Origin of the sequence: Streptomyces sp. 35G-GA-8, assembly GCF_023534745.1 — a bacterium.
In the GTDB taxonomy this organism is placed as follows: Bacteria; Actinomycetota; Actinomycetes; order Streptomycetales; family Streptomycetaceae; genus Streptomyces.
In genome coordinates, this window is the sequence record NZ_JAMHJQ010000007.1 from 110,290 (window position 1) to 135,780 (window position 25,491).

Genomic DNA, 25,491 nt, shown 5'->3' on the forward strand with positions numbered 1-25,491 from the left:
TGCCCCTCAGGTCCTCATCCGAAGAAGTTACGGACGTGCTCAAGCCCTTCGGCCAGAGCGTCGACCTCGGCCGGAGTGGAGTACAGATAGAAAGACGCTCGTGTGGTCGCGGGAATTCCGTACCGCAGGCAGACCGGGCGGGCGCAGTGGTGGCCGACCCGGACCGCGATGCCCTGTTCGTCGAGGACCTGGCCCACATCGTGGGGGTGGATGTCGCCGAGCGTGAAGGAGATCGTGGCGCCGCGGTCCTCGGCCGTCTCCGGGCCGATGATCCGCAGGTCGGGGACCTCCAGCAGCCGCTTCACCGCGTACTCGGTGATGGCGTGCTCATGCGCGGCGATCTTGTCCATGCCGATCGCGGTGAGATAGTCCACGGCCGCGCCGAGGCCGACGGCCTGGGCGATCGGGGGCGTACCCGCCTCGAACTTGTGCGGCGCCGGGGCATAGGTCGACGAGTGCATCGACACGGTCTCGATCATCTCGCCGCCGCCCAGGAACGGCGGCAGGTCCTCCAGCAGCTCCTGGCGGCCCCAGAGAACGCCGATCCCCGTCGGGCCCACCATCTTGTGGCCGGTGAAGGCGACGAAGTCGGCCTGGAGCGCCTGTACGTCGAGCACCTGGTGCGGGGCCGCCTGCGAGGCGTCGACGCAGACCAGCGCGCCGACCTCCTGCGCGCGCCGGATGATCTTCTCGACCGGGTTCTGGGTGCCCAGGATGTTGGAGACCAGCACAAAGGAGACGATCTTCGTCTTCTCCGTGATGATCTCGTCGATGTTGGACAGATCGAGCCGGCCCTCGTCGGTGATGCCGAACCACTTCAGCTTCGCGCCCGTGCGCTGCGAGAGCAGCTGCCAGGGCACGATGTTGGAGTGATGCTCCATCTCCGTGATGACGATCTCGGTCTCGTGGTCCACCCGGTAGGGCTCGTCCGCCCAGCCGAGCATGTTCGCCACGAGGTTGAGCGACTCGGAGGCGTTCTTGGTGAAGATCACCTCGTCGCGGCTCGGCGCGTTGATGAAAGCGGCGACCTTGTCACGGGCGCCCTCGTACAGCGCCGTGGCCTCCTCGGCGATGGTGTACACGCCGCGGTGGACATTCGCGTTGTGCCGCTCGTAGTACGCGTTGAGCGCGTCGAGCACCTGGCGCGGCTTCTGCGAGGTCGCCGCGGAGTCCAGGTACACAAGCTTCTTGCCGTCGTGGATCACCCGGTCGAGGATCGGGAAATCCTTACGGATCGCCTCGTCGAGCAGACGGTCCGATGCTGTGAGAAGGCCCGGCAGCTGTGTCACGCGGTGACGCCACCCTTCGCGTATGCCTCGTAGCCCTCGTTCTCCAGCTTGTCCGCCAGCTCCGCACCGCCGGACTCGGCGATCCGGCCCTGTGCGAAGACATGCACGAAGTCGGGCTTGATGTAGCGGAGAATCCTCGTGTAGTGCGTGATCAGCAGGGTGCCGACCTCGCCGCTCTCGCGGACGCGGTTGACGCCTTCGGAGACCACGCGCAGCGCGTCGACGTCGAGACCGGAGTCGGTCTCGTCGAGGATCGCGATCTTGGGCTTGAGCAGTTCGAGCTGAAGGATCTCGTGCCGCTTCTTCTCACCGCCGGAGAAGCCCTCGTTCAGATTGCGCTCGGCGAAGGAGGGGTCCATCTGAAGACGCTCCATGGTCTCCCGGACCTCCTTCACCCAGGTGCGCAGCTTGGGGGCCTCGCCGCGCACGGCGGTGGCGGAGGTGCGCAGGAAGTTGGAGACCGAGACACCGGGGACCTCGACGGGGTACTGCATGGCGAGGAAGAGCCCGGCGCGGGCGCGCTCGTCGACGGTCATCTCCAGGACGTCCTCGCCGTCCAGGGTCACGGTGCCACCGGTGATCGTGTACTTGGGGTGGCCCGCGAGGGAGTAGGCGAGGGTCGACTTGCCGGAGCCGTTGGGGCCCATGATGGCGTGCGTCTCGCCCTGCTTGACGGTCAGATCGACGCCCTTGAGGATCTCGCGGGGGCCGTTCTCCGCCTCGACGGAGACGTGCAGGTCGTGGATTTCAAGCGTTGCCATGGGTGACTCAGGACTCCTGGGTGACGGAGACGAGCACATCGTCCCCTTCGATCTTTACGGGGTAAACGGGGACGGGGCGCGTCGCGGGCAGGCCGGACGGCTTTCCGGTACGGAGGTCGAAGCTGGAGCCGTGCAGCCAGCATTCGATCATGCAGTCCTCGACCTCGCCCTCCGAGAGCGACACGTTCGCGTGCGAGCAGATGTCATTGATCGCGAACACCTCGCCCTCGGTACGGACGAGGGAGACGGGCGTGCCGTCGAGTTCCACCCTCTTCGGGGTGTCCTCCTCCAGCTCACCAAGCCCACAGACTCGGACGAAGGCCATCAGACTGACGCCTCCAGCTCCGCCTCGATCGAGGCCATCAGACGTTCCTCGACATCCGGCAGGCCGATCTTCTGGACCAGCTCTGCGAAGAAGCCGCGGACCACCAGCCGGCGGGCCTCGGTCTCCGGGATACCGCGGGCCATCAGGTAGAAGAGCTGCTCGTCGTCGAACCGGCCGGTGGCGGAGGCGTGCCCGGCGCCGGCGATCTCGCCGGTCTCGATCTCCAGGTTCGGCACCGAGTCGACCCGGGCCCCGTCCGTGAGGACCAGGTTCCGGTTCATCTCGTAGGTGTCGGTGCCCTCGGCCGCGGCGCGGATGAGTACGTCACCGATCCATACGGCGTGCGCGTCCGCGCCCTGGAGCGCGCCCTTGTAGGCCGCGTTGGACTTGCAGTGCGGGACGTTGTGGTCGACGAAGAGCCGGTGCTCCTGGTGCTGGCCGCGGTCGGTGAAGTAGAGACCGAACAGCTCGGCCTCGCCGCCGGTGCCCGCGTACCTCACATGCGGCTGGAGCCGTACGAGATCGCCGCCGAAGGTGACCACGACCGACTTGAACGAGGCGTCGCGGCCGACCAGCGCGTTGTGCTGGGCGACATGGACGGACTTGTCGTCCCAGTCCTGTACGGAGACGACGGTCAGCTTGGCGCCGTCCCCGATGAGGAAGTCGACATTGGCGGCGAGCACTCCGTCGCCGGTGTGGTCGATGACCACGACCGCCTCGGCGAAGGTGCCCAGCTCGATGATCTGCTGGCCGTACGAGACCCCGCCCTCGCCGCGGACGGCGATCCGGATCGGCTCGCTCAGCACGGTCTCCTTGGGCACCGAGACGACCGAGGCCTTCTCGAACGAGGAGTACGCCTGGGCGGCGACCCGGTCCACCGGGATCCCGGCCTTGCCGATCCGCGCGTCGTCACGGCCGACGGTCTCGACGATGACGCCCTCGGGGGCGGTCACCTCGACCGTGACGCCGCCGTCCTGCGCGACGGCGGTGCCGTCGTGCAGACCGCGCAGCCGTTCCAGCGGCGTGAACCGCCACTCCTCCTCGCGGCCGTGCGGGACGGGGAAGTCCGCCACGTCGTAGGAGGGGGGCGCGCTCATGCGCGTGGCGACGGTCGACTCGGCGGCCACCGCGATCGAACCGGCGGTCGTGGAACCCGCCGGAATGTTCTGAGCCTCAGCCATGGCTGTCGTCGTGCTCTCTCTCTGCCTCTGCGTAAGGGATTACGGGCGCTGCTGGTCGGGCGAGGGCCTGGCGGCGGTCAGCCGACGGACCCCTCCATCTGCAGCTCGATCAGCCGGTTGAGCTCCAGCGCGTACTCCATGGGCAGCTCCTTGGCGATCGGCTCCACGAAGCCGCGGACGATCATGGCCATGGCCTCGAACTCGGAGAGACCGCGGCTCATCAGATAGAAGAGCTGGTCCTCGGAGACCTTGGAGACGGTCGCCTCGTGGCCCATGGACACGTCGTCCTCGCGGACGTCCACGTACGGGTAGGTGTCGGAGCGCGAGATGGTGTCCACCAGCAGCGCGTCACAGAGCACATTGGACTTGGAGCCCTCGGCGCCCTCGCCGATCTCGATCAGACCGCGGTACGAGGTACGGCCGCCACCGCGCGCCACCGACTTGGAGACGATGTTCGACGAGGTGTGCGGGGCCATGTGGACCATCTTGGCGCCGGCGTCCTGGTGCTGGCCCTCGCCCGCGAAGGCGATGGACAGGGTCTCGCCCTTGGCGTGCTCGCCCATCAGGTAGACGGCCGGGTACTTCATGGTGACCTTGGAGCCGATGTTGCCGTCGACCCACTCCATGGTCGCGCCCTCGTAGGCCACGGCGCGCTTGGTGACCAGGTTGTAGACGTTGTTCGACCAGTTCTGGATCGTCGTGTAGCGGCAGCGGCCGCCCTTCTTGACGATGATCTCGACCACGGCGCTGTGCAGCGAGTCCGAGGAGTAGATCGGGGCGGTGCAGCCCTCGACGTAGTGGACGTAGGCGTCCTCGTCGACGATGATCAGCGTCCGCTCGAACTGGCCCATGTTCTCCGTGTTGATACGGAAGTAGGCCTGGAGCGGGATGTCGACGTGCACACCCTTCGGCACGTAGATGAACGATCCGCCGGACCACACGGCCGAGTTCAGCGAGGCGAACTTGTTGTCGCCGACCGGGATGACCGTGCCGAAGTACTCCTGGAAGAGCTCCGGGTGCTCCTTGAGCGCGGTGTCCGTGTCCAGGAAGATGACGCCCTGCTCCTCCAGGTCCTCACGGATCTGGTGGTAGACGACCTCGGACTCGTACTGGGCCGCGACACCGGCGACGAGGCGCTGCTTCTCCGCCTCCGGGATGCCGAGCTTGTCGTACGTGTTCTTGATGTCCTCCGGCAGTTCCTCCCAGGAAGCCGCCTGCTTCTCGGTGGAGCGCACGAAGTACTTGATGTTGTCGAAGTCGATGCCGGACAGATCCGAGCCCCAGTTGGGCATGGGCTTCTTGTCGAACAGGCGAAGACCCTTGAGCCGCAGCTTCAGCATCCACTCCGGCTCGTTCTTCTTCTCCGAGATGTCGCGGACGACGGCCTCGGACAGCCCGCGCTTGGCGGCGGCGCCTGCGGCGTCGGAGTCGGCCCAGCCGAATTCGTACGTGCCCAGGCCCTCAAGCTCAGGGTGGGCAGTCTCCGTGGGGAGCGTCATGCGGGGTTCCTCCCGGCTGTGCTTTCAGAAGCGTGATGAGTGGTCTGTGGGGGTTGCTGTGGGTGCTGTGGGTGTTGGCTGGCGCGGGGAATGAAGGTCGTGCAGACCCCGTCGCCATGGGCGATGGTGGCCAGCCGCTGCACATGGGTCCCGAGCAGCTGGGAGAAGAATTCCGTCTCCGCCTCGCACAGCTGGGGGAACTGCTCGGCGACGTGCGCGACCGGGCAGTGGTGCTGGCAGAGCTGCTCGCCCTGTCGGTTCGGCGCGCTACGCGCCGTAGCAGCGTACCCGTCGGTGCTCAGCGCCTCGGCGAGTGCCTCCGTACGCTTCTCCGGCTCGGCGGCCTCGACCGCCTGCCGGTAGCTCTCGGACTGGCCTGCGATACGGGCGCGGGCGAAGGCGGCGACGGCCGCCTCACCCCGCTCGCCACCGCCGGCGGCGGCCGCGATCCAGCGCAGGGCGTCGGCGGCGAGCTGGTCGTAGGACTGGTCGAAGGCATCCCGGCCGCAGTCCGTCAGGGCGAACACCTTGGCCGGCCTGCCGCGCCCGCGTGAGCCGTAGACCCGCTGGTCACGTGGCTCCACCACGGAATCGGCCGCCAGTGCGTCAAGATGGCGCCGGACGGCCGCCTGGGTGAGCCCGAGGCGTCCTGCCAGCTCGGAGACCGTGGACGGGCCGTGGTCCAGGATGGAGCGCGCGACCCGGTTGCGAGTGGAGTGCTCGCCGGTCGCGAGTTCCTCCTGGGAAGCCTCGCCCACGTATTTCACAACGCCATTGTTGCGTAATTCATCCGGCCCTGACAACCGAGGTGGAAATCGGCTTCCGGTGCCCTTCGTCACTAAGGGTTACCTTATTTTTAGGGCTCGGTTCGCCTCCGGGAAGGCGGCGCCCGGTGGCCGGGGCCTCCGGATGGCGTGGAACCGCCGTTTCGCCCCCGCGGGATTGAGGCCCCTCCCGGCTGCCTAGACTTCCCGGCATGTACAGCGACTTCCCGGGTGACCGGCTGCCCGAAAGCGGCTCCGCCGCGGGCCGGACCTCCGGAGAGCCGGTCGTCGAGGTACGGGGCCTGGTCAAGCGGTACGGGGCCAAGACCGCGGTGGACGGCCTGGATCTCGCGGTCGGCGCCGGTACGGTCACCGCCGTCCTCGGCCCCAATGGAGCCGGCAAGACCACCACGGTCGAGATCTGCGAGGGGTACCGCGCGCCGGACGCCGGGACCGTACGCGTCCTCGGTCTGGACCCCGTCGCGGACGCCGCCCGGCTGCGCCCGCGCATCGGCGTGATGCTCCAGTCCGGTGGCGTGTACTCCGGTGCGCGCGCCGACGAGATGCTCCGCCACATGGCCCGACTGCACGCCCGCCCGCTCGATGTGGACGCGCTGATCGAACGGCTCGGCCTCGGCGGCTGCGGCCGTACCACCTACCGGCGGCTCTCCGGCGGCCAGCAGCAGCGGCTCGCGCTGGCCCTGGCCGTCGTCGGCCGCCCCGAACTGGTCTTCCTCGACGAGCCGACCGCCGGTCTCGACCCGCAGGCCCGCCGCTCCACCTGGGATCTCGTGCGCGAGCTGCGCTCCGACGGGGTGGGAGTGGTGCTGACCACGCACTTCATGGACGAGGCCGAGGAGCTGGCCGACGATGTGGTGATCATCGACGCGGGCCGGGTCATCGCCCAGGGCAGCCCCGAGGAGCTGTGCCGCGGCGGCGCGGAGAACACCCTGCGTTTCACCGGGCGCCCCGGGCTCGACCTCGGCTCCCTGCTCAAAGCCCTGCCGGACGGCACCACCGCCGACGAGCTGTCCTCGGGGGTGTACCGGATCACCGGCGGAGTCGATCCGCAGCTGCTCGCGACGGTGGCCTCCTGGTGCGCGCAGCACGGCGTCATGGCGGACGGCATCTCCGTGGAGCGGCACACGCTGGAGGACGTCTTCCTCGAACTGACCGGCAAGGAGCTGCGTTCATGAGCACCAGCACGAGCGGTACGAGTGCGCGCGGCGCCTGTGCGCGGGGTGCCGGCACCTACGCCCCCGCGCCCGGCGCGGCCCCGCTGGCGCGCATGATCGCGGCACAGACGGCGTTCGAGACGAAGCTGCTGCTGCGCAACGGCGAGCAGCTGCTGCTGACGGTGATCATCCCGTCGCTGCTGCTGGTGCTCTTCTCGACGGTGGACATCATCGACACCGGCGCGGACAGGGCGGTGGACTTCCTGGCCCCGGGCGTGCTCGCGCTGGCCGTGATGTCCACGGCGTTCACCGGCCAGGCCATCGCCACCGGTTTCGAGCGGCGGTACGGGGTGCTCAAGCGGCTCGCGGTGTCCCCGCTGCCGCGCTGGGCCCTGATGACCGCCAAGACGCTCTCCGTGCTGGTCACCGAAGTGCTCCAGATCGTGCTGCTGACCGTGATCGCGTTCGCGCTCGGCTGGTCTCCGGAGGGCAGCCCGTTCGCCGTGCTGCCGCTGCTCGTGCTGGGCACCGCCGCGTTCTCCGGGCTCGGGCTGCTGATGGCCGGCACGCTCAGGGCCGAGGCGACGCTGGCCGCCGCGAACCTGGTCTTCCTGCTGCTCCTGGTGGGCGGCGGGGTGATCGTGCCGCTGGACGAGTTCCCGGACGCGGCGCGCTCGGTGCTCGGGCTGCTGCCGATATCGGCGCTCTCCGACGGACTGCGCGAGGTGCTCCAGCACGGCGCCGCGCTGCCGTGGGGCGACCTCGGGACCCTCGCCGTCTGGGCCGCGCTCGGCCTCGGCGCGGCGGGCGCGTTCTTCCGCTGGGAGTAGCCGGGAGCAGCTGGGAGCAGGCCGGAGCGGGTGACCGGGACCGCCGGGAAGCGGCATACGTACCCCTCGTGAAAAGCTGCACAAGCTCCGTCCTACGATGGTGGCCGTGTTGACCCCCCTCGCGTATATCGCCCAGCGCTGGACGCCCTCACCCCGTACGCTCCAGCGCGCCGCGCTCACCGCCGTCGTGATGAGCGTCGTCATCGTCGTCACCGGCGGCGCTGTCCGGCTGACCGGTTCGGGCCTCGGCTGCGACACCTGGCCGAAGTGCACGGACGACAGTCTCTTCGCCACACCCGAGCAAGGGCTGCACGGCGCGATCGAGTTCGGCAACCGCATGCTGACCTATGTGCTGTGCGCGGCGGTCGGCTGGGCGATCATCGCGGCGCGCTCCACCAAGCCGCGCCGGCGCGGGCTGACCCGGCTCGCCTGGTCGCAGTTCTGGATCGTCATGGGCAACGCCGTGATCGGCGGGATCACGGTGTGGATGGACCTCAACCCGTGGACCGTCGCGGGGCATTTCTTCCTCGCCAACATCCTGCTCACCGTCACCACGCTGACCTGGCTGCGTACCCGCGAGGGCGACGGCACCCCCCGGCCGCGCGTCCCGCGCCCGGTGCGCAAGCTGTCCTGGGCGCTGGTGGGCGCCGCCGCGGTACTGATCGCTGCGGGTACGGCGGTGACGGGCTCGGGTCCGCACGCGGGCGACAGCAGCGATGTGCCCAGGATGCCGTTCGACTGGGCCACCGCCGCCCATGTGCACGCGGTGTTCGCCTGGATCGTCTGCGCGCTGGCGGTGGCGATGTGGCTGGTGCTGCGGGTGGTGGACGCCCCGGCCGACACCCGGGCGCGCGCCCGCGATCTGCTGCTGGTGCTCCTCGCGCAAGGCGGCATCGGCTACGTGCAGTTCTTCACCGACCTCCCCGAAGTCCTGGTCGGCGCCCATATGTTGGGCTCCTGCCTGGTGTTGATCTCCGTACTGCGGCTGGCGATGAGCCTGCGCGAGCGGCCGCGGACGGCGACGGAGATCCCCGCGCAGTCGGACCCCACGCTGTCGGCGGTCTGAGCGGCGTCGGCCATCTGAGCGGCCGGACCGAGAGACACAACTACGGAGCACAACTACGGAGCGTCCGGCAGCCCGTAGAGCCGGTGGGCGTTGCCGGCCGCGATCATCCCGGCGACGCGCTGGGCGTCCCGTAACGCCCACGCGCCGTCCCCGACCCAGCCGCCGAGGACCCGCTCCACCGCCTCCCGGAACACCTGGGCGCCCACCACATGCAGCTCCGGCAGCCCGCGCGCGCCGCTGGAGAAGAGCAGCTTCCCGAACGGCGCGAGCTCCAGGATCTCCGCGAGCACGGACGCGGCTCCGGGCCCGGTCCGTGCGAGCACGGGCCCCAGATCCGCGTACACATGCGGGAAGACGCTCGTCAGATGGGCCGCGTGCCGGTGGTACGGATAGCCGTTCAGCAGGACGAGATCGGTGCCGAGCCCGGCGGTGGCCGCCGCGAAGCCGGTGAGCGCCCCGGGGTCGGCGTGGCTTTCCGGCGGATATGTGTCGGCGCCGCCGCAGGCGTGCAGTTGCAGCGGCAGCCCCGAGCCGACCGCCGTCCAGAGCAGATGGCGCAGCAGTACGGGATCGGTGAGCGGACCACCGGCCCGGCGCCCGGCCAGCCAGCGCCCCGCGGCGCCCCGTACCTCCCCCGCTCCCGGTGGCTCGGGCGACGCGGCGAGGCCGGTCCTGGCCCCGGCGACGGAGCTGAAGGCGACGGCCGAGTCCGCCGCGGCGTGCACGGATTCGGCGAGACCGGCCAGGAAGGTGCCGGCTCCCCCCGAGACATCCGCGACCCGTTCGGCCAGCGGTTCCAGCCGGACGATCTCCCGCGCCTCGGCCGCGCCCGTCGCGGCGATCTCGGCGGGCCCGGTCAGATCGCCGGGCAGTCCGGTGTCCACCAGATAGGTGGAGATCCCGGTGGAGCGCAGCAGCCGTCGTCCGGTTTCGAGTACGCCCAGCTCCCGGCGGCGGGCGAGATAGCGGGCCGGTGGGCAGTGCGGTTCCAGATCGAGCAGCGGCGGGCACCAGCGCCGGACGGCGAACCCGGTCTGGGTGTCGAAGAACGTGGTGCCCGGCGCGGGCGCGCGCGCCGCCCCGCCGAGCTGGGCCTCGAAGGTGGCGAGGCCCAGCTCCGTACGGAGCACGCCGTGGCAGTACTGGTCCACCAGGGACGCTGTTTCGATCATCGGGTTTCCCGTCGTGGACCGTACTCCTACTGTCCTAACGGGTAACTCGCGCCCGGGTGGCGCCTGCCGGGAGGCGCGCTGGAGGAGTGAGCCGGTCCGGTCCGGGCTCTCAGATCTCGCGGCCGCCGAGCTGGAGTCCGGCCATCCGCTTCCATTCGTACGGTCCCGTGCGCACCTTGGCGGCGAACTCGCCGTCGAAGGATTCGTGCAGCGTCAGCCCCGCCTTCTCGGCGGCGCCGCTCGCGATGGCGTGCGAGGGAGCGACGAGATCGCCCCAGCCGCCGTCCGCGCCGACCAGCACGATGCGCGTACCGGCCTGTCCGAGATACGCGAGCTGCCCCTCGGCGCCGCCGTGCCGTCCGGCGAAGGCGCCGATCTGCTTCGCCAGCCGGGCGGCCCGGCGCTCGTCGCGCGCCTTCCGCCGGGCCAGGGCCCTGGCCTCGTCGGCGTCGTCGCTCTGCTCTGTCTGCTGGGTCTCTGCCATGAACGGGATGCTACCCACGGGTAGCCCAACCGACGACGGGTGGGACGCGTGGCCTTGACCACGCGTCCCACCCGTCGGTGGAGCGGACAACCCCTCAGCAGGGCCGGGGAAGCGCCTCGGCGCTCAGCGCAGGAAGGGATCCACGGCCACGGCCACGAAGAGCAGCGACACATAGGTGATGGACCAGTGGAACAGCCGCATCTCCTTGAGCTTGGCGCCCGTCTCACCGGCCTTGGCGCGCGACTGGAGTCCATGCGCCTCCCAGAGCCAGTAGCCGCCGGACACCAGCGCGACCGCCGTATAGAACCAGCCGGTGTATCCCAGGGGGGTCAGCAGCAGCGAGACCGCGACCATCACCCAGCTGTAGAGGACGATCTGACGGGCCACGACCTGGTTGCTCGCGACGACCGGGAGCATCGGGACACCCACGCGCGCGTAGTCGTCCTTCACCTTCATGGAGAGCGGCCAGTAGTGCGGCGGCGTCCAGAAGAAGATGACGAGGAAGAGGATGACGGCGGCCCAGGACACCGAATTGGTGACCGCCGACCAGCCGATCAGCACCGGCATACAGCCCGCGATACCGCCCCAGACGATGTTCTGCGAGGTACGGCGCTTGAGGATCATCGTGTAGACGATGACGTAGAAGAGCAGCGCGCCCAGGGCGAGGCCCGCGGACAGCCAGTTGACGAGAAGTCCGAACCAGAGGGTCGAGACCACCGTCAGCGTCAGGCCGAACACCAGCCCCTCGCGCGGCGAGACCATGCCGGTGACCAGGGGGCGCTGCGACGTACGGTCCATCAGTGCGTCGATGTCGCGGTCGATGTACATGTTCAGCGCGTTGGCGCCACCGGCGGAGAGATAGCCACCGACACAGGTGGTGAGCACCAGCCACAGATCCGGCACGCCTTGCGCGGCCAGGAACATCACCGGAATGGTGGTGATGAGCAGCAGTTCGATGATCCGCGGCTTGGTCAGCACCACGAATGCCTTGACGCGGGCGCCGAACGGCCGATGGCCGCCCGAGCTCGGAGTCAAGGCGACCCCTGCGGGTCGGGACTCGACGGCCGTCACGCACACCCCTGACAGAGAAATCCCAGCAAGCTCCGGGCGTGAAGGCCCGGTAAAGACTTGCGCGTACCACGCCACTCTAGACGTTGCCCATACGCCGATCTCCGCGGGGGTCCGTCGCGCGAAACCGGGTGGAAACACCCTCCCGGAACGGTCCCCACGACCTGCCGGAAGGTGAACTCCCGAGCGCCGGGAGGCGAACTCTCCGGGCGCACCGCACCCTGGAAACACGCTCGGAAAGATGACTGTCGCTGCGGGTAGGCTCGACAGCGAACCGGTGCGCCCTCAGACACCGGAATTCGATCATGTGGAGAGGAGCCCTGACTCAGGGTGAGCACCAAGCCGACCACCACAGACCTCGAGTGGACCGAATCGGACCGCCGGGCAGTCGACACCGCCCGCGTCCTGGCCATGGATTCCGTACAGAAGGTCGGCAACGGCCATCCGGGTACGGCCATGAGCCTGGCCCCCGCCGCGTATGTGCTCTTCCAGAAGCTCATGCGGCACGATCCCGCCGACGCGCAGTGGACCGGCCGAGACAGGTTCATCCTCTCGGCGGGCCACTCCTCCCTGACCCTGTACATCCAGCTGTACCTGGCCGGATACGGAGTGGAACTCGAAGACCTGGAGTCCTTCCGTACATGGGGTTCGAAGACCCCGGGCCACCCGGAGTACGGGCACACCGTCGGTGTGGAGACCACCACCGGTCCGCTCGGACAGGGTGTCGCGAACGCGGTGGGCATGGCGATGGCCGCCCGGTACGAGCGCGGTCTGTACGACCCGGAGGCCGCGCCCGGCACCTCCCCGTTCGACCACACCATCTGGGCGATCGCCGGTGACGGCTGCCTCCAGGAGGGCATCTCGGCCGAGGCGTCCTCGCTGGCCGGCCACCAGAAGCTGGGCAATCTGGTCCTGCTCTGGGACGACAACCACATCTCCATCGAGGGTGACACCGAGACCGCGGTCTCCGAGGACACCCTCAAGCGGTACGAGGCGTACGGCTGGCATGTGCAGCGCGTCGAGCAGCTGCCCAACGGCGACCTCGACCCGGCGGCTCTGTACGAGGCCCTGAAGGCGGCGCGGGCGGAGACCGGGCGCCCCTCGTTCATCGCGGCCCGCTCGATCATCGCGTGGCCCGCCCCGCACGCGCAGAACACCGAGGCGGCGCACGGCTCCGCGCTCGGCGACGAAGAGGTCGCTGCCACCAAGAAGGTGCTCGGTTTCGACCCGGAGAAGTCCTTCGACGTCTCCGCCGATGTGCTCGCGCACACCCGCGAGGCGCTCGACCGCGGCCGTGAGGCGCGTACCGAGTGGGAGAAGACCTTCGCCGCCTGGCGTACCGCCAACCCGGAGCGCGCGGCGACATTCGACCGGGTCAGGGCCGGCGAACTGCCCGCGGGCTGGGAGGAGAAGCTTCCCGCCTTCGAGACCGGCAAGTCCCTCGCCACGCGCGCCGCGTCCGGCAAGGTGCTCCAGGCGCTCGGTGAGGTCATCCCCGAACTGTGGGGCGGCTCCGCCGACCTCGCGGGTTCGAACAACACCACCATCGACAAGACGTCGTCGTTCCTCCCGGTGGGCAACCCCCTGCCGGAGGCCGACCCCTACGGCCGCACGGTGCACTACGGCATCCGCGAGCACGCCATGGGCTCGACCATGAACGGCATCGCGCTGCACGGCAACACCCGTATCTACGGCGGCACTTTCCTGGTGTTCTCCGACTACATGCGCCCGGCGGTGCGGCTCGCCGCGCTGATGCGGGTGCCGGTCACCTATGTCTGGACGCATGACTCGATCGGTCTCGGCGAGGACGGTCCGACCCATCAGCCGGTCGAGCACCTCTCCGCGCTGCGGGCCATCCCGGGTCTGAACATCGTCCGCCCCGCCGACGCCAACGAGACGGCGATCGCCTGGCGCGAGATCCTCAGGCGACACGACAAGGGCGCTCCGCACGGTCTGGCGCTGACCCGCCAGGGTGTGCCGACGTACGACGCCAACGACGAGGCGGCCAAGGGCGGTTACGTCCTGTTCGAGGCCGAGGGCGGCGCTCCCCAGGTCGTGCTGATCGGCACCGGCTCCGAGGTGCAGCTGGCCGTCGAGGCGCGTGAGCTGCTTCAGTCCGCCGGTATCCCGACCCGGGTGGTCTCGATGCCGTCGGTCGAGTGGTTCGACGAGCAGGACCAGGAGTACAAGGACAGCGTTCTGCCGCCCGCCGTCAAGGCGCGGGTGGCGGTCGAGGCCGGTATCGGGCTCACATGGCACCGCTTCGTGGGCGAGGCCGGACGCATCGTCTCGCTGGAGCACTTCGGCGCTTCGGCCGACGGCAAGGTCCTCTTCCGCGAGTTCGGCTTCACCGCGGACGCGGTGGCCGCGGCAGCACGGGAATCTCTGGCGGCTTCGGCGCGCTGACGCCTTTATACGAACAGTAGGAGATGCAACTCTCATGACAGACGCACTCAAGCGCCTCTCCGACGAAGGCGTCGCGATCTGGCTCGACGACCTCTCGCGCAAGCGGATCACGTCCGGCAACCTGGCCGAACTGCTCGATCAGCAGCACGTGGTGGGCGTCACCACCAACCCGTCGATCTTCCAGAAGGCGATCTCGGGCGGCGACGGATACGAGAGCCAGCTGACCGACCTCGCCGCCCGCAAGGTCACCGTCGAAGAGGCCATCCGCATGATCACCACGGCGGACGTCCGGGACGCCGCCGACATCCTGCGTCCGGTCTTCGACGCGACGCAGGGCCAGGACGGCCGGGTCTCCATCGAGGTGGACCCGCGGCTGGCGCACCACACGAAGGCGACCATCGCCGAGGCCAAGCAGCTCGCCTGGCTGGTGGACCGTCCGAACACCCTGATCAAGATCCCGGCGACCAAGGCGGGCCTGCCGGCGATCACGGAGACGATCGGCCGGGGCATCAGCGTCAATGTCACGCTGATCTTCTCGCTGGAGCGCTACCGCGAGGTCATGGACGCCTACATCGCGGGTCTGGAGAAGGCCCAGGCCGCCGGCCTGGATCTGTCCAAGATCTACTCGGTGGCGTCCTTCTTCGTGTCCCGTGTGGACACCGAGATCGACAAGCGGCTCGACGCGCTGGGCACGCCCGAGGCCAAGGAGGCCCGCGGCAAGGCGGCCCTGGCCAACGCGCGGCTCGCGTACGAGGCGTACGAAGAGGTCTTCGCCACCGAGCGCTGGGCGGCCCTGGACCGGGCTCAGGCCAACAAGCAGCGTCCGCTGTGGGCCTCGACCGGCGTCAAGGACCCGGCGTACAAGGACACGCTGTACGTCGACGAGCTGGTGGCTCCGCACACGGTGAACACCATGCCGGAGGCCACGCTCGAAGCCACCGCGGACCACGGCCGGATCACCGGTGACACGGTGCGCGGTACGTACGACCAGGCGCGCGCGGACCTCGAAGCCGTCGCGAAGCTGGGCATCTCGTACGACGAGGTCGTCCAGCTGCTGGAGGACGAGGGCGTCGAGAAGTTCGCGACCTCCTGGAACGACCTGCTCAAGTCGACCGAGGCGGAGCTCAAGCGCCTCGCCCCTTCGGAGGGCTGATCCCTTGACCGCAACCCACGGAGCGAATCCGCTCCGTGACGCCGCGGACCGACGGCTCCCGCGTATCGCGGGGCCGTCGGGCCTGGTCATCTTTGGCGTCACGGGCGATTTGTCCCGAAAAAAGCTGATGCCCGCCATCTACGACCTGGCCAACCGCGGTCTGCTGCCGCCGGGCTTCTCGCTCGTCGGCTTCGCACGCCGTGAGTGGCGGGACGAGGATTTCGCGAAGGAGGTGCACGACGCCGTAAAGGAGCACGCGCGCACGCCGTTCCGGGAGGAGGTCTGGCAGCAGCTCATCCAGGGGATGCGCTTCGTCCAGGGCGACTTCGGCGACGACGACGCGTTCGAGAACCTGAAGGCGACGATCGCCGATCTCGACAAGTCGCAGGGCACGGGCGGCAACTTCGCGTTCTATCTCTCCGTGCCGCCGAAGTTCTTCCCGCAGGTCGTCCAGCAGCTCAAGAAGCACGGGCTGGCCGACCAGACGGAGGGCTCCTGGCGGCGCGCCGTCATCGAGAAGCCCTTCGGGCACGACCTGGCGTCCGCGCAGGATCTGAACAAGGTCGTCCACGAGGTCTTCCCGTCCAACGAGGTCTTCAGGATCGACCACTATCTGGGCAAGGAGACCGTCCAGAACATCCTGGCGCTGCGGTTCGCCAACACCCTCTTCGAGCCGATCTGGAACCGGTCGTATGTCGACCATGTCCAGATCACCATGGCCGAGGACATCGGTATCGGCGGCCGGGCCGGCTACTACGACGGTATCGGCGCCGCCCGTGACGTGATCCAGAACCATCTGCTCCAGCTGCTCGCGCTGACCGCGATGGAGGAGCCCGCCTCCTTCGACGCGGACGCGCTGGCCGCGGAGAAGACCAAGGTGCTGGGCGCCGTGCGGCTGCCGAAGGATCTCGGCGAGGGCACGGTGCGCGGGCAGTACGCCGCGGGCTGGCAGGGCGGCGAGAAGGCCGTCGGCTATCTCCAGGAAGACGGCATCGACGCCAGGTCGAAGACCGACACCTATGCCGCGGTGAAGCTCCAGATCGACAACCGCCGCTGGGCGGGCGTCCCGTTCTATCTCCGTACCGGCAAGCGGCTCGGCCGCCGGGTCACCGAGATCGCGGTGGTCTTCCAGCGCGCGCCGCACTCCCCCTTCGACCACACGGCCACGGAGGAGCTGGGGCAGAACGCCCTGGTCATCCGCGTCCAGCCGGACGAGGGCGTGACCATGCGATTCGGCTCCAAGGTGCCCGGCACCTCGATGGAGGTCAGGGACGTCTCGATGGACTTCGCGTACGGCGAGTCCTTCACGGAGTCCAGCCCCGAGGCGTACGAACGGCTCATCCTCGATGTGCTGCTCGGCGACTCGAATCTCTTCCCGCGCGTGGAGGAGGTCGAGCTGTCCTGGAAGATCCTCGACCCGATCGAGGAGTTCTGGGACACGCACGGCAAGCCCGCGCAGTACGAGTCCGGGACCTGGGGTCCGGTCGAGGCGGACGACATGCTCGCACGAGACGGACGGAGCTGGCGCCGGCCATGAAGATCGACCTTACGGACACCACGTCGAGCAAGATCAACAAGGCGCTGGTGCAGGGGCGGAGGGCGATCGGCACCCCCGCCGTCGGCATGGTCCTCACGCTGGTTCTCGTCACCGACGAGGAGAACCAGTACGACGCGCTCAAGGCCGCCAACGAGGCGTCCCGCGAGCACCCGTCGCGCAAGCTGGTCGTCGTCAAGCGTGTCTCGCGCTCGCCGCGCGACCGGGCCAAGGCCCGGCTCGACGCCGAGGTACGGGTGGGCGCGGACGCGGGCACCGGCGAGACGGTCGTCCTGCGGCTGTACGGCGAGGTGATGGACCACGCGCAGTCGGTGGTCCTGCCGCTGCTGCTGCCCGACGCACCGGTCGTCGTGTGGTGGCCGGTCAGCGCTCCGGTCAACCCGGCCAAGGACGCGCTGGGCAGGCTGGCGCAGCGCCGGGTGACCGACACGTACGCCGCCGAGAATCCGGTGGCGGAGCTGTCGGCGCGCGCCGACGCCTACACCCCGGGCGACACGGATCTGGCCTGGACCCGGATCACGCCGTGGCGCTCGATGGTCGCGGCCGCCCTGGACCAGGTGGCCTGCGATGTCACCGCGGTGGAGGTGGAGGGCGAGGAGCACAACCCGAGCTGCGAACTGCTCGCCATGTGGCTCGCCGACCGGCTGCACGTACCGGTCAAGCGCAGTATCTCCAAGGGTCCAGGGCTCACGGCCGTACGGATGGAGACGACCTGCGGGCCGATCAAGCTGGACCGCGCGGACGGCTCGCTGGCGACGCTCTCCATCCAGGGGCAGCCGGACCGGGCGGTGGCGCTGAAGCGCCGGGAGACCTCGGAGCTGATCGCCGAGGAGCTGCGCCGGCTGGATCCGGACGACACCTACGCGTCGGCGCTGCGGTTCGGCGTGGACCGGCTCAGTGATGTGACGGGCTCGTCGTCGAAGACGGCCGGTGCCGGCGCTACGTCCGGTTCGAAGCCCGCCACCACGGCCACGCCTGCCGCCATGCCCAAGAAGGCGGAGTCGAAGTGAGCGCTCCGCAACTGGTCGTCCACCGCGACAAGGAGCTGATGGCGCAGGCCGCGGCGGCCCGGCTGATCACGAAGATCGTGGACGCCCAGGCCGCCCGCGGCTCCGCCTCCGTCGTTCTGACGGGCGGGCGCAACGGCAACGGTCTGCTGGCCGCGCTGGCCACGGCGCCCGCGCGCGACGCGGTCGACTGGGCGCGGCTCGATCTGTGGTGGGGCGACGAGCGGTTCCTGCCGGAGGGCGACCCGGAGCGGAACATCACCCAGGCGCGGGAGGCGCTGCTCGACTCGGTGCCGCTCGACCCCTCGCGGGTGCATGTGATGCCGGCCTCGGACGGCCCGTACGGCAGTGACGTGGAGGCGGCGGCCGCCGCGTACGCCACCGAACTCGCCGCCGCGGCCCGCCCGGAGGACCACGGTCCCGTGCCGACCTTCGACGTTCTGATGCTGGGGGTCGGGCCCGACACGCATGTGGCCTCGCTCTTCCCCGAGCTGCCGGGCGTACGGGAGACCGAGCGCACGGTGGTCGCCGTGCACGGCGCTCCCAAGCCGCCGCCGACCCGTATCTCCCTCACCCTGCCCGCGATCCGCGCGGCGCACGAGGTGTGGCTGCTGGCGGCGGGCGAGGACAAGGCGAGGGCGGCGGAGATCGCCCTGTCCGGCGCGGGGGAGATCCAGGCGCCCGCGGCGGGGGCGTACGGCCGCAGCCGCACGCTGTGGCTGCTGGACGCGGCGGCGGCCTCGGCGCTGCCCCGCGCGCTCTACCCGCCGGCTTCCGCGTAGGTCATGACCTGGGGCCCGTCCGGCGGATCTTCGCGGGACGGGCCCCAGGGCGTGTCCTACGTTTCGCGAGGCGTCCCGTACTGGTCCGGTTCCGGTTGCGGCTCCGGTTCCGGTTCCGGTTCCGGTTCCAGGAAGGGTGTCAGCAGGCCCGGGACCGCCTCGTCCGCGAAGGACAGGCCCTCGTCGCGCGCGGCGTCGTACACGTGGTACGCGCCCTCGCCCGCGGCCGTGGTCGCCGTCAGCGTCAACAGGCCCGCGCGGCGCTGAAAGTACGACTGTCTGACCGTCCAGCCGATCACGCCGCCGCGCTGAAGGGCGACCGTCGTCCTGCGCAGTGTGCCGGAGCGGGCCACGAGATAGCCGCCGCTGAGGCCATGGCCCAGGTTGCGGTAGGCGTCGAGGGCGAACACCACCGCCACCGGCAGCGATATCACCGCACAGACCGCCGCCACGGCGAGCAGCACATCGGTCAGCAGCAGGCCGAGGACGGCCAGGACGACGACCGGGAGCAGCGCGTACGCCAGGGACCAGCGCAGCCGGCGCCCGCGCGCGGCACGCGGGTGCGGGCGCAGGGTCACGCTGCTGGTCGGGGAGACGGGCTCGCGCAGGACCCGCGCCGCCACCGCGTCGGCCAGCGCCCGGGGCGCGGCGGGCAGCAGGGTCTTCTTGTCGCTGCGCATGTCCTCTTCCTCCTGGGCGAAGCCGGTGGCGACCGCGTCGACCCTGGCCGCGCCGGCCATCCGGACGCCGAGCGGCTCGACCAGCTCCACACCGCGCAGCCGGCGCTCCTCGATGGAGACGGAGCGGGAGGTCAGCAGCCCGCGGCGGACCCGGAGCGTACGGCCCGGCTCCCGCTCAAGGCGGTAGTTCCACCACATCTCGACCCACAGGCCCAGCGCCCCTATGGCGCCCGCGAGCGCCAGCACGACGAGCAGGACCAGGCTCCCCCAGAGGATCGAGACGGCCCGGAAGTAGTCGCCCAGCCAGGCGAACAGCCGCAGCTGCACACCGAACCATTCGCTGAGCTGCACCAGCCCTCCGGCCGCCGAGGCGCCGAGCAGCGGCGCGGCGAAGGAGAGCGGTGCGTAACGGATCCACCGCCGGTCGAAGGAGGCCAGCGTGGAGTCGTCGTACGCCCCGGGCTTCCCGGGTGCCCGGTCGAGCAGTTCCCTTCTGAGCCGCTCGCCCTCGGCGCGGGTGACGGGGTCGAGTTCCAGCGTGGATTCCCCGGCGCCGGTCTGCTCGCCTGTACCGATCCGGACCTTGACCAGTCCGAGGACCCGGAGCAGGGGATGGGCCGTCAGATCGACGCTGCGGATCCGCTCGCGGGCCAGTGACCGGCGTCTGAGCAGGAAGAGCCCGGTGTGGAGCTCGGCGCGCTCGGGCCCTATTCGGTAGCGGGTGCGGCGCCACCGTATGTAGTCCCCGCCGGTGCCGCAGACGATCAGCAGCGCGGCGCCGGCCGACACCCAGCCGACCGACTTCAGCGGCCCCATCCCGCCGGCCATACCGACGGCGGCGGGCACACCGGCGCCGATGACGACCCCGGCCATGATCACCGCGGTGACCAGGAGCGTACGCCGGTCCAGCCGCCGCCACTGAGCCACCGCTTCCCCGTCCGCCTCCGCGGGCCCCCCGAGCCCCGGCGGCTCACTCATGTCGCGTCCCCCGGAGTGGCCTGTGTGATGTGTGTCAGCCGCTCGGCCAGCCCGGCGGCCAGCTCATGGTCGAGTCCTTCGATCCGCACGGCGCCCTTGGACGACGCGGTCGTGACGATCACCGTGGAGAGCTTGAACAGCTGCTCCAGCGGACCGCGCACGGTGTCCACGGTCTGGATCCGGGACATCGGCGCGATCCGCCACTCCTGCCAGAAGAAGCCGGTGCGGACATAGACCGCCTCGTCCGTCACCTCCCAGCGGTGGACCCTGAACCACCACGCGGGTATCAGGGCCGCACAGGCCAGCCCGAGCACCGCCAGCACGACGGCGGGGACCAGCAGCCAGACCCGTGCCGGGGAGATGAGCACCGCCAGCAGGGCCAGCACCCCCACCGGGCCCGCCGTCAGCAGCAGCCACTGCGTACGCCACCAGCCGACGGCGCGTCTGTCCAGCGTGTTGTTCGGCGGCCGCAGCCGTCGGGCCCCCTCCCCCGTCATCGGCTCAGCGCCCCCGCAGCGAGCGGTACGCCTCGACCAGCGTGGACGTCGAGGAGTCCAGTCCCTCGGCCGGCTCGTCGCCGGTGAGGACGGGCTCGATCTTCTTGGCGAGGACCTTGCCCAGCTCGACGCCCCACTGGTCGAAGGAGTCGATGTTCCAGATGGCGCCCTGGACGAACACCTTGTGCTCGTAGAGCGCGATCAGCTGGCCCAGGACGGACGGGGTGAGCGCCTCGGCGAGGATCGTGGTCGTCGGGTGGTTGCCGCGGAACGTCTTGTGCGGCACCAGCTGCTCGGCCACCCCCTCGGCCCGTACCTCCTCGGGTGTCTTGCCGAAGGCGAGCGCCTGGGTCTGGGCGAAGAAGTTGGCCATCAGCAGATCGTGCTGCGCGACCAGCCCGGGCGCCAGATCCGCGACCGGCCGGGCGAAGCCGATGAAGTCGGCCGGGATGACCTTCGTGCCCTGGTGGATCAACTGGTAGTACGCGTGCTGCCCGTTGGTGCCCGGCGTGCCCCAGACCACGGGCCCGGTCTGCCAGTCGACCGGATTGCCGTCGCGGTCCACGGACTTGCCGTTGGACTCCATGTCCAGCTGCTGGAGGTAGGCGGTGAACTTCGACAGATAGTGGCTGTACGGGAGGACCGCGTGCGACTGGGCGTCGAAGAACGCCCCGTACCAGACGCCCAGCAGGCCGAGCAGCAGCGGCGCGTTGGCCTCCGGCGGCGCCGTGCGGAAGTGCTCGTCGACGAGGTGGAAGCCGTCGAGCATCTCGCGGAACCGGTCGGGGCCGATCGCGATCATCAGCGAGAGCCCGATGGCCGAGTCGTACGAGTAGCGCCCGCCGACCCAGTCCCAGAACTCGAACATGTTGGCCGTGTCGATACCGAACTCGGAGACCTTCGCGCTGTTCGTGGAGAGTGCCACGAAGTGCTTGGCGACGGCTTCCTGTCCGGCCCCGAGGCCACTGAGCAGCCAGTCGCGCGCGGAGGTGGCGTTCGTGATGGTCTCGATGGTGGTGAAGGTCTTGGACGCGATGATGAACAGCGTCTCGGCCGGGTCCAGGTCCCGTACGGCCTCGTGCAGATCGGCGCCGTCGACATTGGAGACGAACCGCACCGTCAGCGCGCGGTCGGTGAAGGACCGCAGCACCTCGTACGCCATGGCGGGCCCGAGGTCGGAGCCGCCGATGCCGACATTGATCACGTTCTTGATCGGCCGGCCGGTGTGGCCGGTCCACTCGCCGGACCTGATCCGGTCGGCGAAGGCGCTCATCTTGTCGAGCACGGCGTGCACCGCCGGTACGACATTCTCGCCGTCGACCTCGATGACGGCGTCACGCGGGGCGCGCAGCGCCGTGTGCAGCACGGCGCGGTCCTCGGTGGTGTTGATCTTCTCGCCCCGGAACATCGCGTCCCGCAGCTCGGCGACCCCGGTGGCGGCGGCCAGCTCGCGCAGCAGCGCCAGTGTCTCGTCGGTCACCAGATGCTTGGAGTAGTCCAGGTAGAGGTCGCCCACCTGGAGGGTGTAGCCGGCGCCGCGCGCCGGGTCGGCGGCGAACAGCTCCCGCAGATGCGTCTGCCCCAGCTGTTCCCGGTGCTTGCCCAGTGCGTCCCACTCGGGCGTCCGGGTCAGCCTCGTACGGCGTTCCGCGTTCATCTCGGACATCAGCCCACTTCTTCTCGTGCCTGCGTGCGTGCCCTGTTGCCCGACCAACCTAATTGATCAGGGGACCCAAAGACGCGGCGCCGAGCGCGAACAGCCCGGCCGCCAGCAGAGCGGGGGTGTTGAGCCCCCAGCCGGCCGCCGCCGCGCCACCGAGCAGCGCCCCGAGCGGGGCGCCGGCGACGGCGAGCGTACGGAACGCCGCGCTGATCCGGCCCAGCGTCTCGCCGGGGCCACGCTGCTGTATCAGCGTCGCCTGGCTCACATTCCACACCATGCCCATGACGCCGAAGACACCGAGGCAGACGATCGCCACCCAGGTCTCGCGCACCGCTCCCAGCGCGACCAGACAGCCGGTCTGGACGGCCCCCGCGAGGAAGACGGCGCGTATGCGGCCCGTCCGCTCGGCGAGCCTCTTGGCGAGCAGCCCGCCCACCACGCTGCCGGCCCCGTAGGCGGTGAGGGTCCCCGCGTAACCGCCGTTGCCCGCGTCCAGCCAGCCCGTGACATGCAGGACGAGTGTCGCGATCATGGCGCCCATCCCGATATTGCAGAACGTCGTCGCCAGACACAGCCCGCGCAGTGTGCGATCCCGCCACAGGGCGCGTATCCCCTCGGCGATCTCGCCGCGCAATGTGGAGCCCGCCTTCCGGCGCCCCCGCTCCGGCGGCTCGGCCCGTAGCGTGGCGATCAGCAGCGCGGCCACCCCATAGGTGAGCGCGTTGGCCGCGTGCGGTGTCGCGACGCCGACGAGCAGCAGCGCGGGCACCAGCGGCGCCGCGAGAAAGCCGCCGGCGATCTGCTGTCCGGTCATCAGCCGGGCATTGGCACTGCCGAGCGACGGGCGCGCCACCAACGACGGCAGCAGCGCCGTGGCCGCGTTGTCGAACAGCGTCTGGAGCGTGGTCAGGACGAAGGCGAGCGCCAGCAGCAGCGCGATCGACGCCTGGCCGAGGGCGACGGCCGCCGCGAAGGCCGCCATCAGCACGCCCCGCACCAGATCGACGCTCCACATCGCCCGCCGCTGGTCGACCCGGTCGGCGAGCGCGCCGCCGAGCAGTCCGAACAGCAGCCACGGCACATAGCCGCAGGCCGTCACCGAGGCGATCAGCAGCGGATCGTCCGTGAGCGAGGCGGCGAGCAGTGGGAGGGCGGCCGTTCGCAGCGCGTCACCGAACCGCGAGACGACCGCGGCCGACCACAGCCGTCCGAAACCGCCGCGCCACGCGGGCGCCGTCGCGTCCACAGCTTCGAGCGCCGTCACAACTCCCCCTTCCGGTCGGCTGATTCAGACCGTAGGCGGTGCCACTGACAACGCGACCACGTCATCCAACACCCCGGAAGGGGGCAAAGCAGGACAGAAACGGTTCGGCCGGACACCTGTTGGGTGTCCGGCCGGAATAGCTGTCTAGATCTCGCCGCGCAGTTTGGCGAGCGCTTCGGCGAGGATCGCTTCGCCGTCCGCGTCGCTGCGCCGTTCCCGTACATAGGCGAGGTGTGTCTTGTACGGCTCGGTGCGCGGCGGGTCCGGCGGATTGTCCCGGTCCTGACCGGCCGGGAATCCGCAGCGCGGGCAGTCCCACGTCTCCGGAACCTGCGCGTCACTGGCGAAGCTCGGCACCGTCTCGTGCCCGTTCGAGCACCAGAAGGAGATGCGCAGGCGGGGCGCGGACTCGCCACGCTCGGCCTCACCCATCGGCCCCGCTCCGACCCGGCTTCCCCGGATCGCGTTGCCACTTGCCACGGTCGTAACTCCCTGCGTGATGGTGCCGCAAAGCATCGAGAGGCAGCTCCGCTGCCGGGCGCCCCAGTCTACGTAAGGCCCAACGCGCGTCCAGTGAAGGGAGTTACCCCCCTGCCGACGGGCGCGGAACCCATGATAGGCCGCGCCCGCGCCGCCGTACCGTGCGTACGGTCAGCTGTCCAGCTTGAGCACCAGACCGAGAACGACAATGCACGCGAACCACAGCAGACCGACAACCACGGTGATGCGGTCGAGGTTACGCTCCGCGACGGAGGAACCACCGACGGACGACTGCATTCCGCCACCGAACATGTCGGAGAGGCCGCCGCCCTTCCCCTTGTGCATCAGCACCAGCAGCATCAGCAGCAGGCTGAAGACGATGAGGGCGATCGAGAACCCCATAACCACGGCTGGACCAACTTCCTCGGACTGACAGGACCGACAGGACTGAAAACGAACCACTGAGAACGAACGACACAGGACGAACAGAACGAACAGCACGAAACGTACGACGGGGACCGACCGGCCGCCTCCGATACGCATGGTCGCGCCACACATATACGGACGGCGTCCATTCGGCCCCCGCCAGGGTACGACGGATCCGTGCTACCGCATACTTACTGGTCGCGGAAGCGTACGATCTTGACGAACTCGTCGGCGTCCAGCGCCGCCCCGCCCACCAGGGCACCGTCCACATCGGGCTGCGCCATGATCGCGGCCACGTTCCCGGACTTCACCGAGCCGCCGTACTGGATACGGACCGCGTCGGCCAGCTCCCGCGAGTACAGCTCGGCCAGCCGGCCGCGGATCGCCCCGCAGACCTCCTGGGCGTCCTCCGGGGTGGCGACCTCGCCGGTGCCGATGGCCCACACCGGCTCGTACGCGATCACGACGGACTCGGCCTGATCGGCCGGTACGTCCTTGAGACCGCCGTCGAGCTGGCTCAGGGTGTGCTCGACCTGCTGACCCGCCTTGCGGATGTCCAGGCCCTCGCCGACACAGAGGATCGGGGTCAGACCGTGCTTGAACGCGGCCTTCACCTTGGCGTTGCAGATCTCGTCCGTCTCGGCGTGGTACTGCCGTCGCTCGGAGTGGCCCACGGCGACGTAGGTGCACTTCAGCTTCGACAGCATCGGGCCCGAGATCTCACCGGTGTACGCGCCGGAGTCATGCGCCGAGATGTCCTGGGCGCCGTACTTGATCTTGAGCTTGTCGCCGTCGACCAGGGTCTGTACGGACCGCAGGTCGGTGAAGGGCGCCAGGACGGCGACCTCGACGGCGTCGTAGTCCTTGTCGGCCAGCGCGAAGGCGAGCTTCTGGACATGCGCGATGGCCTCAAGGTGGTTGAGGTTCATCTTCCAGTTGCCCGCCATCAGCGGGGTCCGGCCGGCCTTTTCGGATGAAGCAGTCAT

Annotated in this window: 24 protein-coding genes; 8 read left to right on the forward strand and 16 right to left on the reverse strand. The window is 69.8% G+C overall.

Features of this window, described 5'->3' with window-relative positions; translation table 11 throughout:
• Nucleotides 1-14 precede the first annotated feature (14 nt).
• From M1203_RS17330 to M1203_RS17355, 6 genes are all read right to left on the reverse strand, one after another.
• Nucleotides 15-1,289 carry a cysteine desulfurase gene (locus M1203_RS17330; RefSeq protein WP_249950630.1) on the reverse strand — a complete coding sequence of 425 codons (1,275 nt, stop codon included), beginning with the start codon at nt 1,287-1,289 and terminating at the stop codon, nt 15-17.
• Nucleotides 1,286-2,050, reverse strand: coding sequence for a Fe-S cluster assembly ATPase SufC (sufC, locus tag M1203_RS17335; protein ID WP_249950631.1), 765 nt, complete (start codon nt 2,048-2,050; stop codon nt 1,286-1,288). Before sufC ends, M1203_RS17330 begins: the two co-directional genes overlap by 4 nt.
• Nucleotides 2,051-2,057: 7 nt before the next feature.
• Nucleotides 2,058-2,375, reverse strand: coding sequence for a bifunctional 3-phenylpropionate/cinnamic acid dioxygenase ferredoxin subunit (locus M1203_RS17340; protein WP_249950632.1), 318 nt, complete (start codon nt 2,373-2,375; stop codon nt 2,058-2,060).
• Nucleotides 2,375-3,556, reverse strand: a complete 1,182-nt coding sequence (gene sufD, locus M1203_RS17345; protein WP_249950633.1) for a Fe-S cluster assembly protein SufD — start codon at nt 3,554-3,556, stop codon at nt 2,375-2,377. The genes M1203_RS17340 and sufD overlap by 1 nt, the downstream gene beginning before the upstream one ends.
• A gap of 77 nt (nt 3,557-3,633) precedes the next feature.
• Complete coding sequence (gene sufB, locus M1203_RS17350) at nt 3,634-5,055, reverse strand: Fe-S cluster assembly protein SufB (RefSeq protein WP_249950634.1); 1,422 nt, start codon at nt 5,053-5,055, stop codon at nt 3,634-3,636.
• Nucleotides 5,052-5,822 carry an ArsR family transcriptional regulator gene (locus M1203_RS17355; RefSeq protein WP_249950635.1) on the reverse strand — a complete coding sequence of 257 codons (771 nt, stop codon included), beginning with the start codon at nt 5,820-5,822 and terminating at the stop codon, nt 5,052-5,054. Before M1203_RS17355 ends, sufB begins: the two co-directional genes overlap by 4 nt.
• Before the next feature lie 209 nt (nt 5,823-6,031).
• Between M1203_RS17355 and M1203_RS17360 the strand changes: the two genes are divergently transcribed.
• From M1203_RS17360 to M1203_RS17370, 3 genes are all read left to right on the forward strand, one after another.
• Entirely contained in the window at nt 6,032-7,015 is a 984-nt protein-coding gene (locus M1203_RS17360) for an ABC transporter ATP-binding protein (RefSeq protein WP_249950636.1), read from the forward strand.
• On the forward strand, nt 7,012-7,824 hold the full coding sequence (locus tag M1203_RS17365) for an ABC transporter permease (protein WP_249950637.1): 813 nt from the start codon (nt 7,012-7,014) through the stop codon (nt 7,822-7,824). Before M1203_RS17360 ends, M1203_RS17365 begins: the two co-directional genes overlap by 4 nt.
• Nucleotides 7,825-7,921: 97 nt before the next feature.
• Nucleotides 7,922-8,890 (forward strand): heme A synthase, encoded by a 969-nt coding sequence (locus M1203_RS17370; RefSeq protein WP_249950638.1) that lies wholly within the window; start codon nt 7,922-7,924, stop codon nt 8,888-8,890.
• A 53-nt stretch (nt 8,891-8,943) separates the two neighbouring features.
• Here M1203_RS17370 and M1203_RS17375 read toward each other — a convergent pair whose 3' ends face one another.
• The 3 genes from M1203_RS17375 to M1203_RS17385 form a co-directional block, all read right to left on the reverse strand.
• Nucleotides 8,944-10,062 carry an amidohydrolase gene (locus M1203_RS17375; protein WP_249950639.1) on the reverse strand — a complete coding sequence of 373 codons (1,119 nt, stop codon included), beginning with the start codon at nt 10,060-10,062 and terminating at the stop codon, nt 8,944-8,946.
• Nucleotides 10,063-10,171: 109 nt separating this feature from the next.
• Nucleotides 10,172-10,546, reverse strand: a complete 375-nt coding sequence (locus M1203_RS17380) for a hypothetical protein (protein WP_249950640.1) — start codon at nt 10,544-10,546, stop codon at nt 10,172-10,174.
• Between the two features lie 123 nt (nt 10,547-10,669).
• Complete coding sequence (locus M1203_RS17385; RefSeq protein ID WP_249950641.1) at nt 10,670-11,617, reverse strand: heme o synthase; 948 nt, start codon at nt 11,615-11,617, stop codon at nt 10,670-10,672.
• Between the two features lie 327 nt (nt 11,618-11,944).
• Here M1203_RS17385 and tkt point away from each other — a divergent pair, with 327 nt between their 5' ends.
• The 5 genes from tkt to pgl are packed head-to-tail and all read left to right on the forward strand — an operon-like array spanning nt 11,945 to nt 18,517.
• Nucleotides 11,945-14,020, forward strand: a complete 2,076-nt coding sequence (tkt, locus tag M1203_RS17390) for a transketolase (RefSeq protein WP_249950642.1) — start codon at nt 11,945-11,947, stop codon at nt 14,018-14,020.
• 34 nt (nt 14,021-14,054) lie between these two features.
• Nucleotides 14,055-15,173: a transaldolase gene (gene tal / locus M1203_RS17395; protein WP_249950643.1), complete on the forward strand. Its 1,119-nt coding sequence runs from the start codon at nt 14,055-14,057 to the stop codon at nt 15,171-15,173.
• 4 nt (nt 15,174-15,177) lie between these two features.
• Nucleotides 15,178-16,710 carry a glucose-6-phosphate dehydrogenase gene (gene zwf, locus M1203_RS17400; protein ID WP_249950644.1) on the forward strand — a complete coding sequence of 511 codons (1,533 nt, stop codon included), beginning with the start codon at nt 15,178-15,180 and terminating at the stop codon, nt 16,708-16,710.
• Nucleotides 16,707-17,738: a glucose-6-phosphate dehydrogenase assembly protein OpcA gene (gene opcA / locus M1203_RS17405; protein WP_249950645.1), complete on the forward strand. Its 1,032-nt coding sequence runs from the start codon at nt 16,707-16,709 to the stop codon at nt 17,736-17,738. The genes zwf and opcA overlap by 4 nt, the downstream gene beginning before the upstream one ends.
• Nucleotides 17,735-18,517: a 6-phosphogluconolactonase gene (gene pgl / locus M1203_RS17410; RefSeq protein ID WP_249950646.1), complete on the forward strand. Its 783-nt coding sequence runs from the start codon at nt 17,735-17,737 to the stop codon at nt 18,515-18,517. Before opcA ends, pgl begins: the two co-directional genes overlap by 4 nt.
• Nucleotides 18,518-18,573: 56 nt before the next feature.
• Here the strand turns inward: pgl and M1203_RS17415 are convergent, their stop codons facing one another.
• From M1203_RS17415 to tpiA, 7 genes are all read right to left on the reverse strand, one after another.
• Nucleotides 18,574-20,175, reverse strand: coding sequence for a PH domain-containing protein (locus M1203_RS17415; protein ID WP_249950647.1), 1,602 nt, complete (start codon nt 20,173-20,175; stop codon nt 18,574-18,576).
• On the reverse strand, nt 20,172-20,672 hold the full coding sequence (locus M1203_RS17420) for a PH domain-containing protein (protein WP_249950648.1): 501 nt from the start codon (nt 20,670-20,672) through the stop codon (nt 20,172-20,174). Before M1203_RS17420 ends, M1203_RS17415 begins: the two co-directional genes overlap by 4 nt.
• A gap of 4 nt (nt 20,673-20,676) precedes the next feature.
• Nucleotides 20,677-22,329: a glucose-6-phosphate isomerase gene (gene pgi / locus M1203_RS17425; protein WP_249950925.1), complete on the reverse strand. Its 1,653-nt coding sequence runs from the start codon at nt 22,327-22,329 to the stop codon at nt 20,677-20,679.
• Between the two features lie 58 nt (nt 22,330-22,387).
• Nucleotides 22,388-23,599 (reverse strand): MFS transporter, encoded by a 1,212-nt coding sequence (locus M1203_RS17430; RefSeq protein WP_249950649.1) that lies wholly within the window; start codon nt 23,597-23,599, stop codon nt 22,388-22,390.
• Between the two features lie 144 nt (nt 23,600-23,743).
• The gene (locus M1203_RS17435; protein ID WP_078615979.1) at nt 23,744-24,079 is read right to left on the reverse strand and encodes an RNA polymerase-binding protein RbpA; all 336 of its coding nucleotides are present in this window, start codon (nt 24,077-24,079) and stop codon (nt 23,744-23,746) included.
• A gap of 171 nt (nt 24,080-24,250) precedes the next feature.
• Nucleotides 24,251-24,481, reverse strand: coding sequence for a preprotein translocase subunit SecG (gene secG / locus M1203_RS17440; RefSeq protein WP_030353663.1), 231 nt, complete (start codon nt 24,479-24,481; stop codon nt 24,251-24,253).
• Between the two features lie 215 nt (nt 24,482-24,696).
• A complete protein-coding gene (gene tpiA / locus M1203_RS17445; protein ID WP_249950650.1) occupies nt 24,697-25,491 on the reverse strand; it encodes a triose-phosphate isomerase in 795 nt (264 codons plus the stop codon).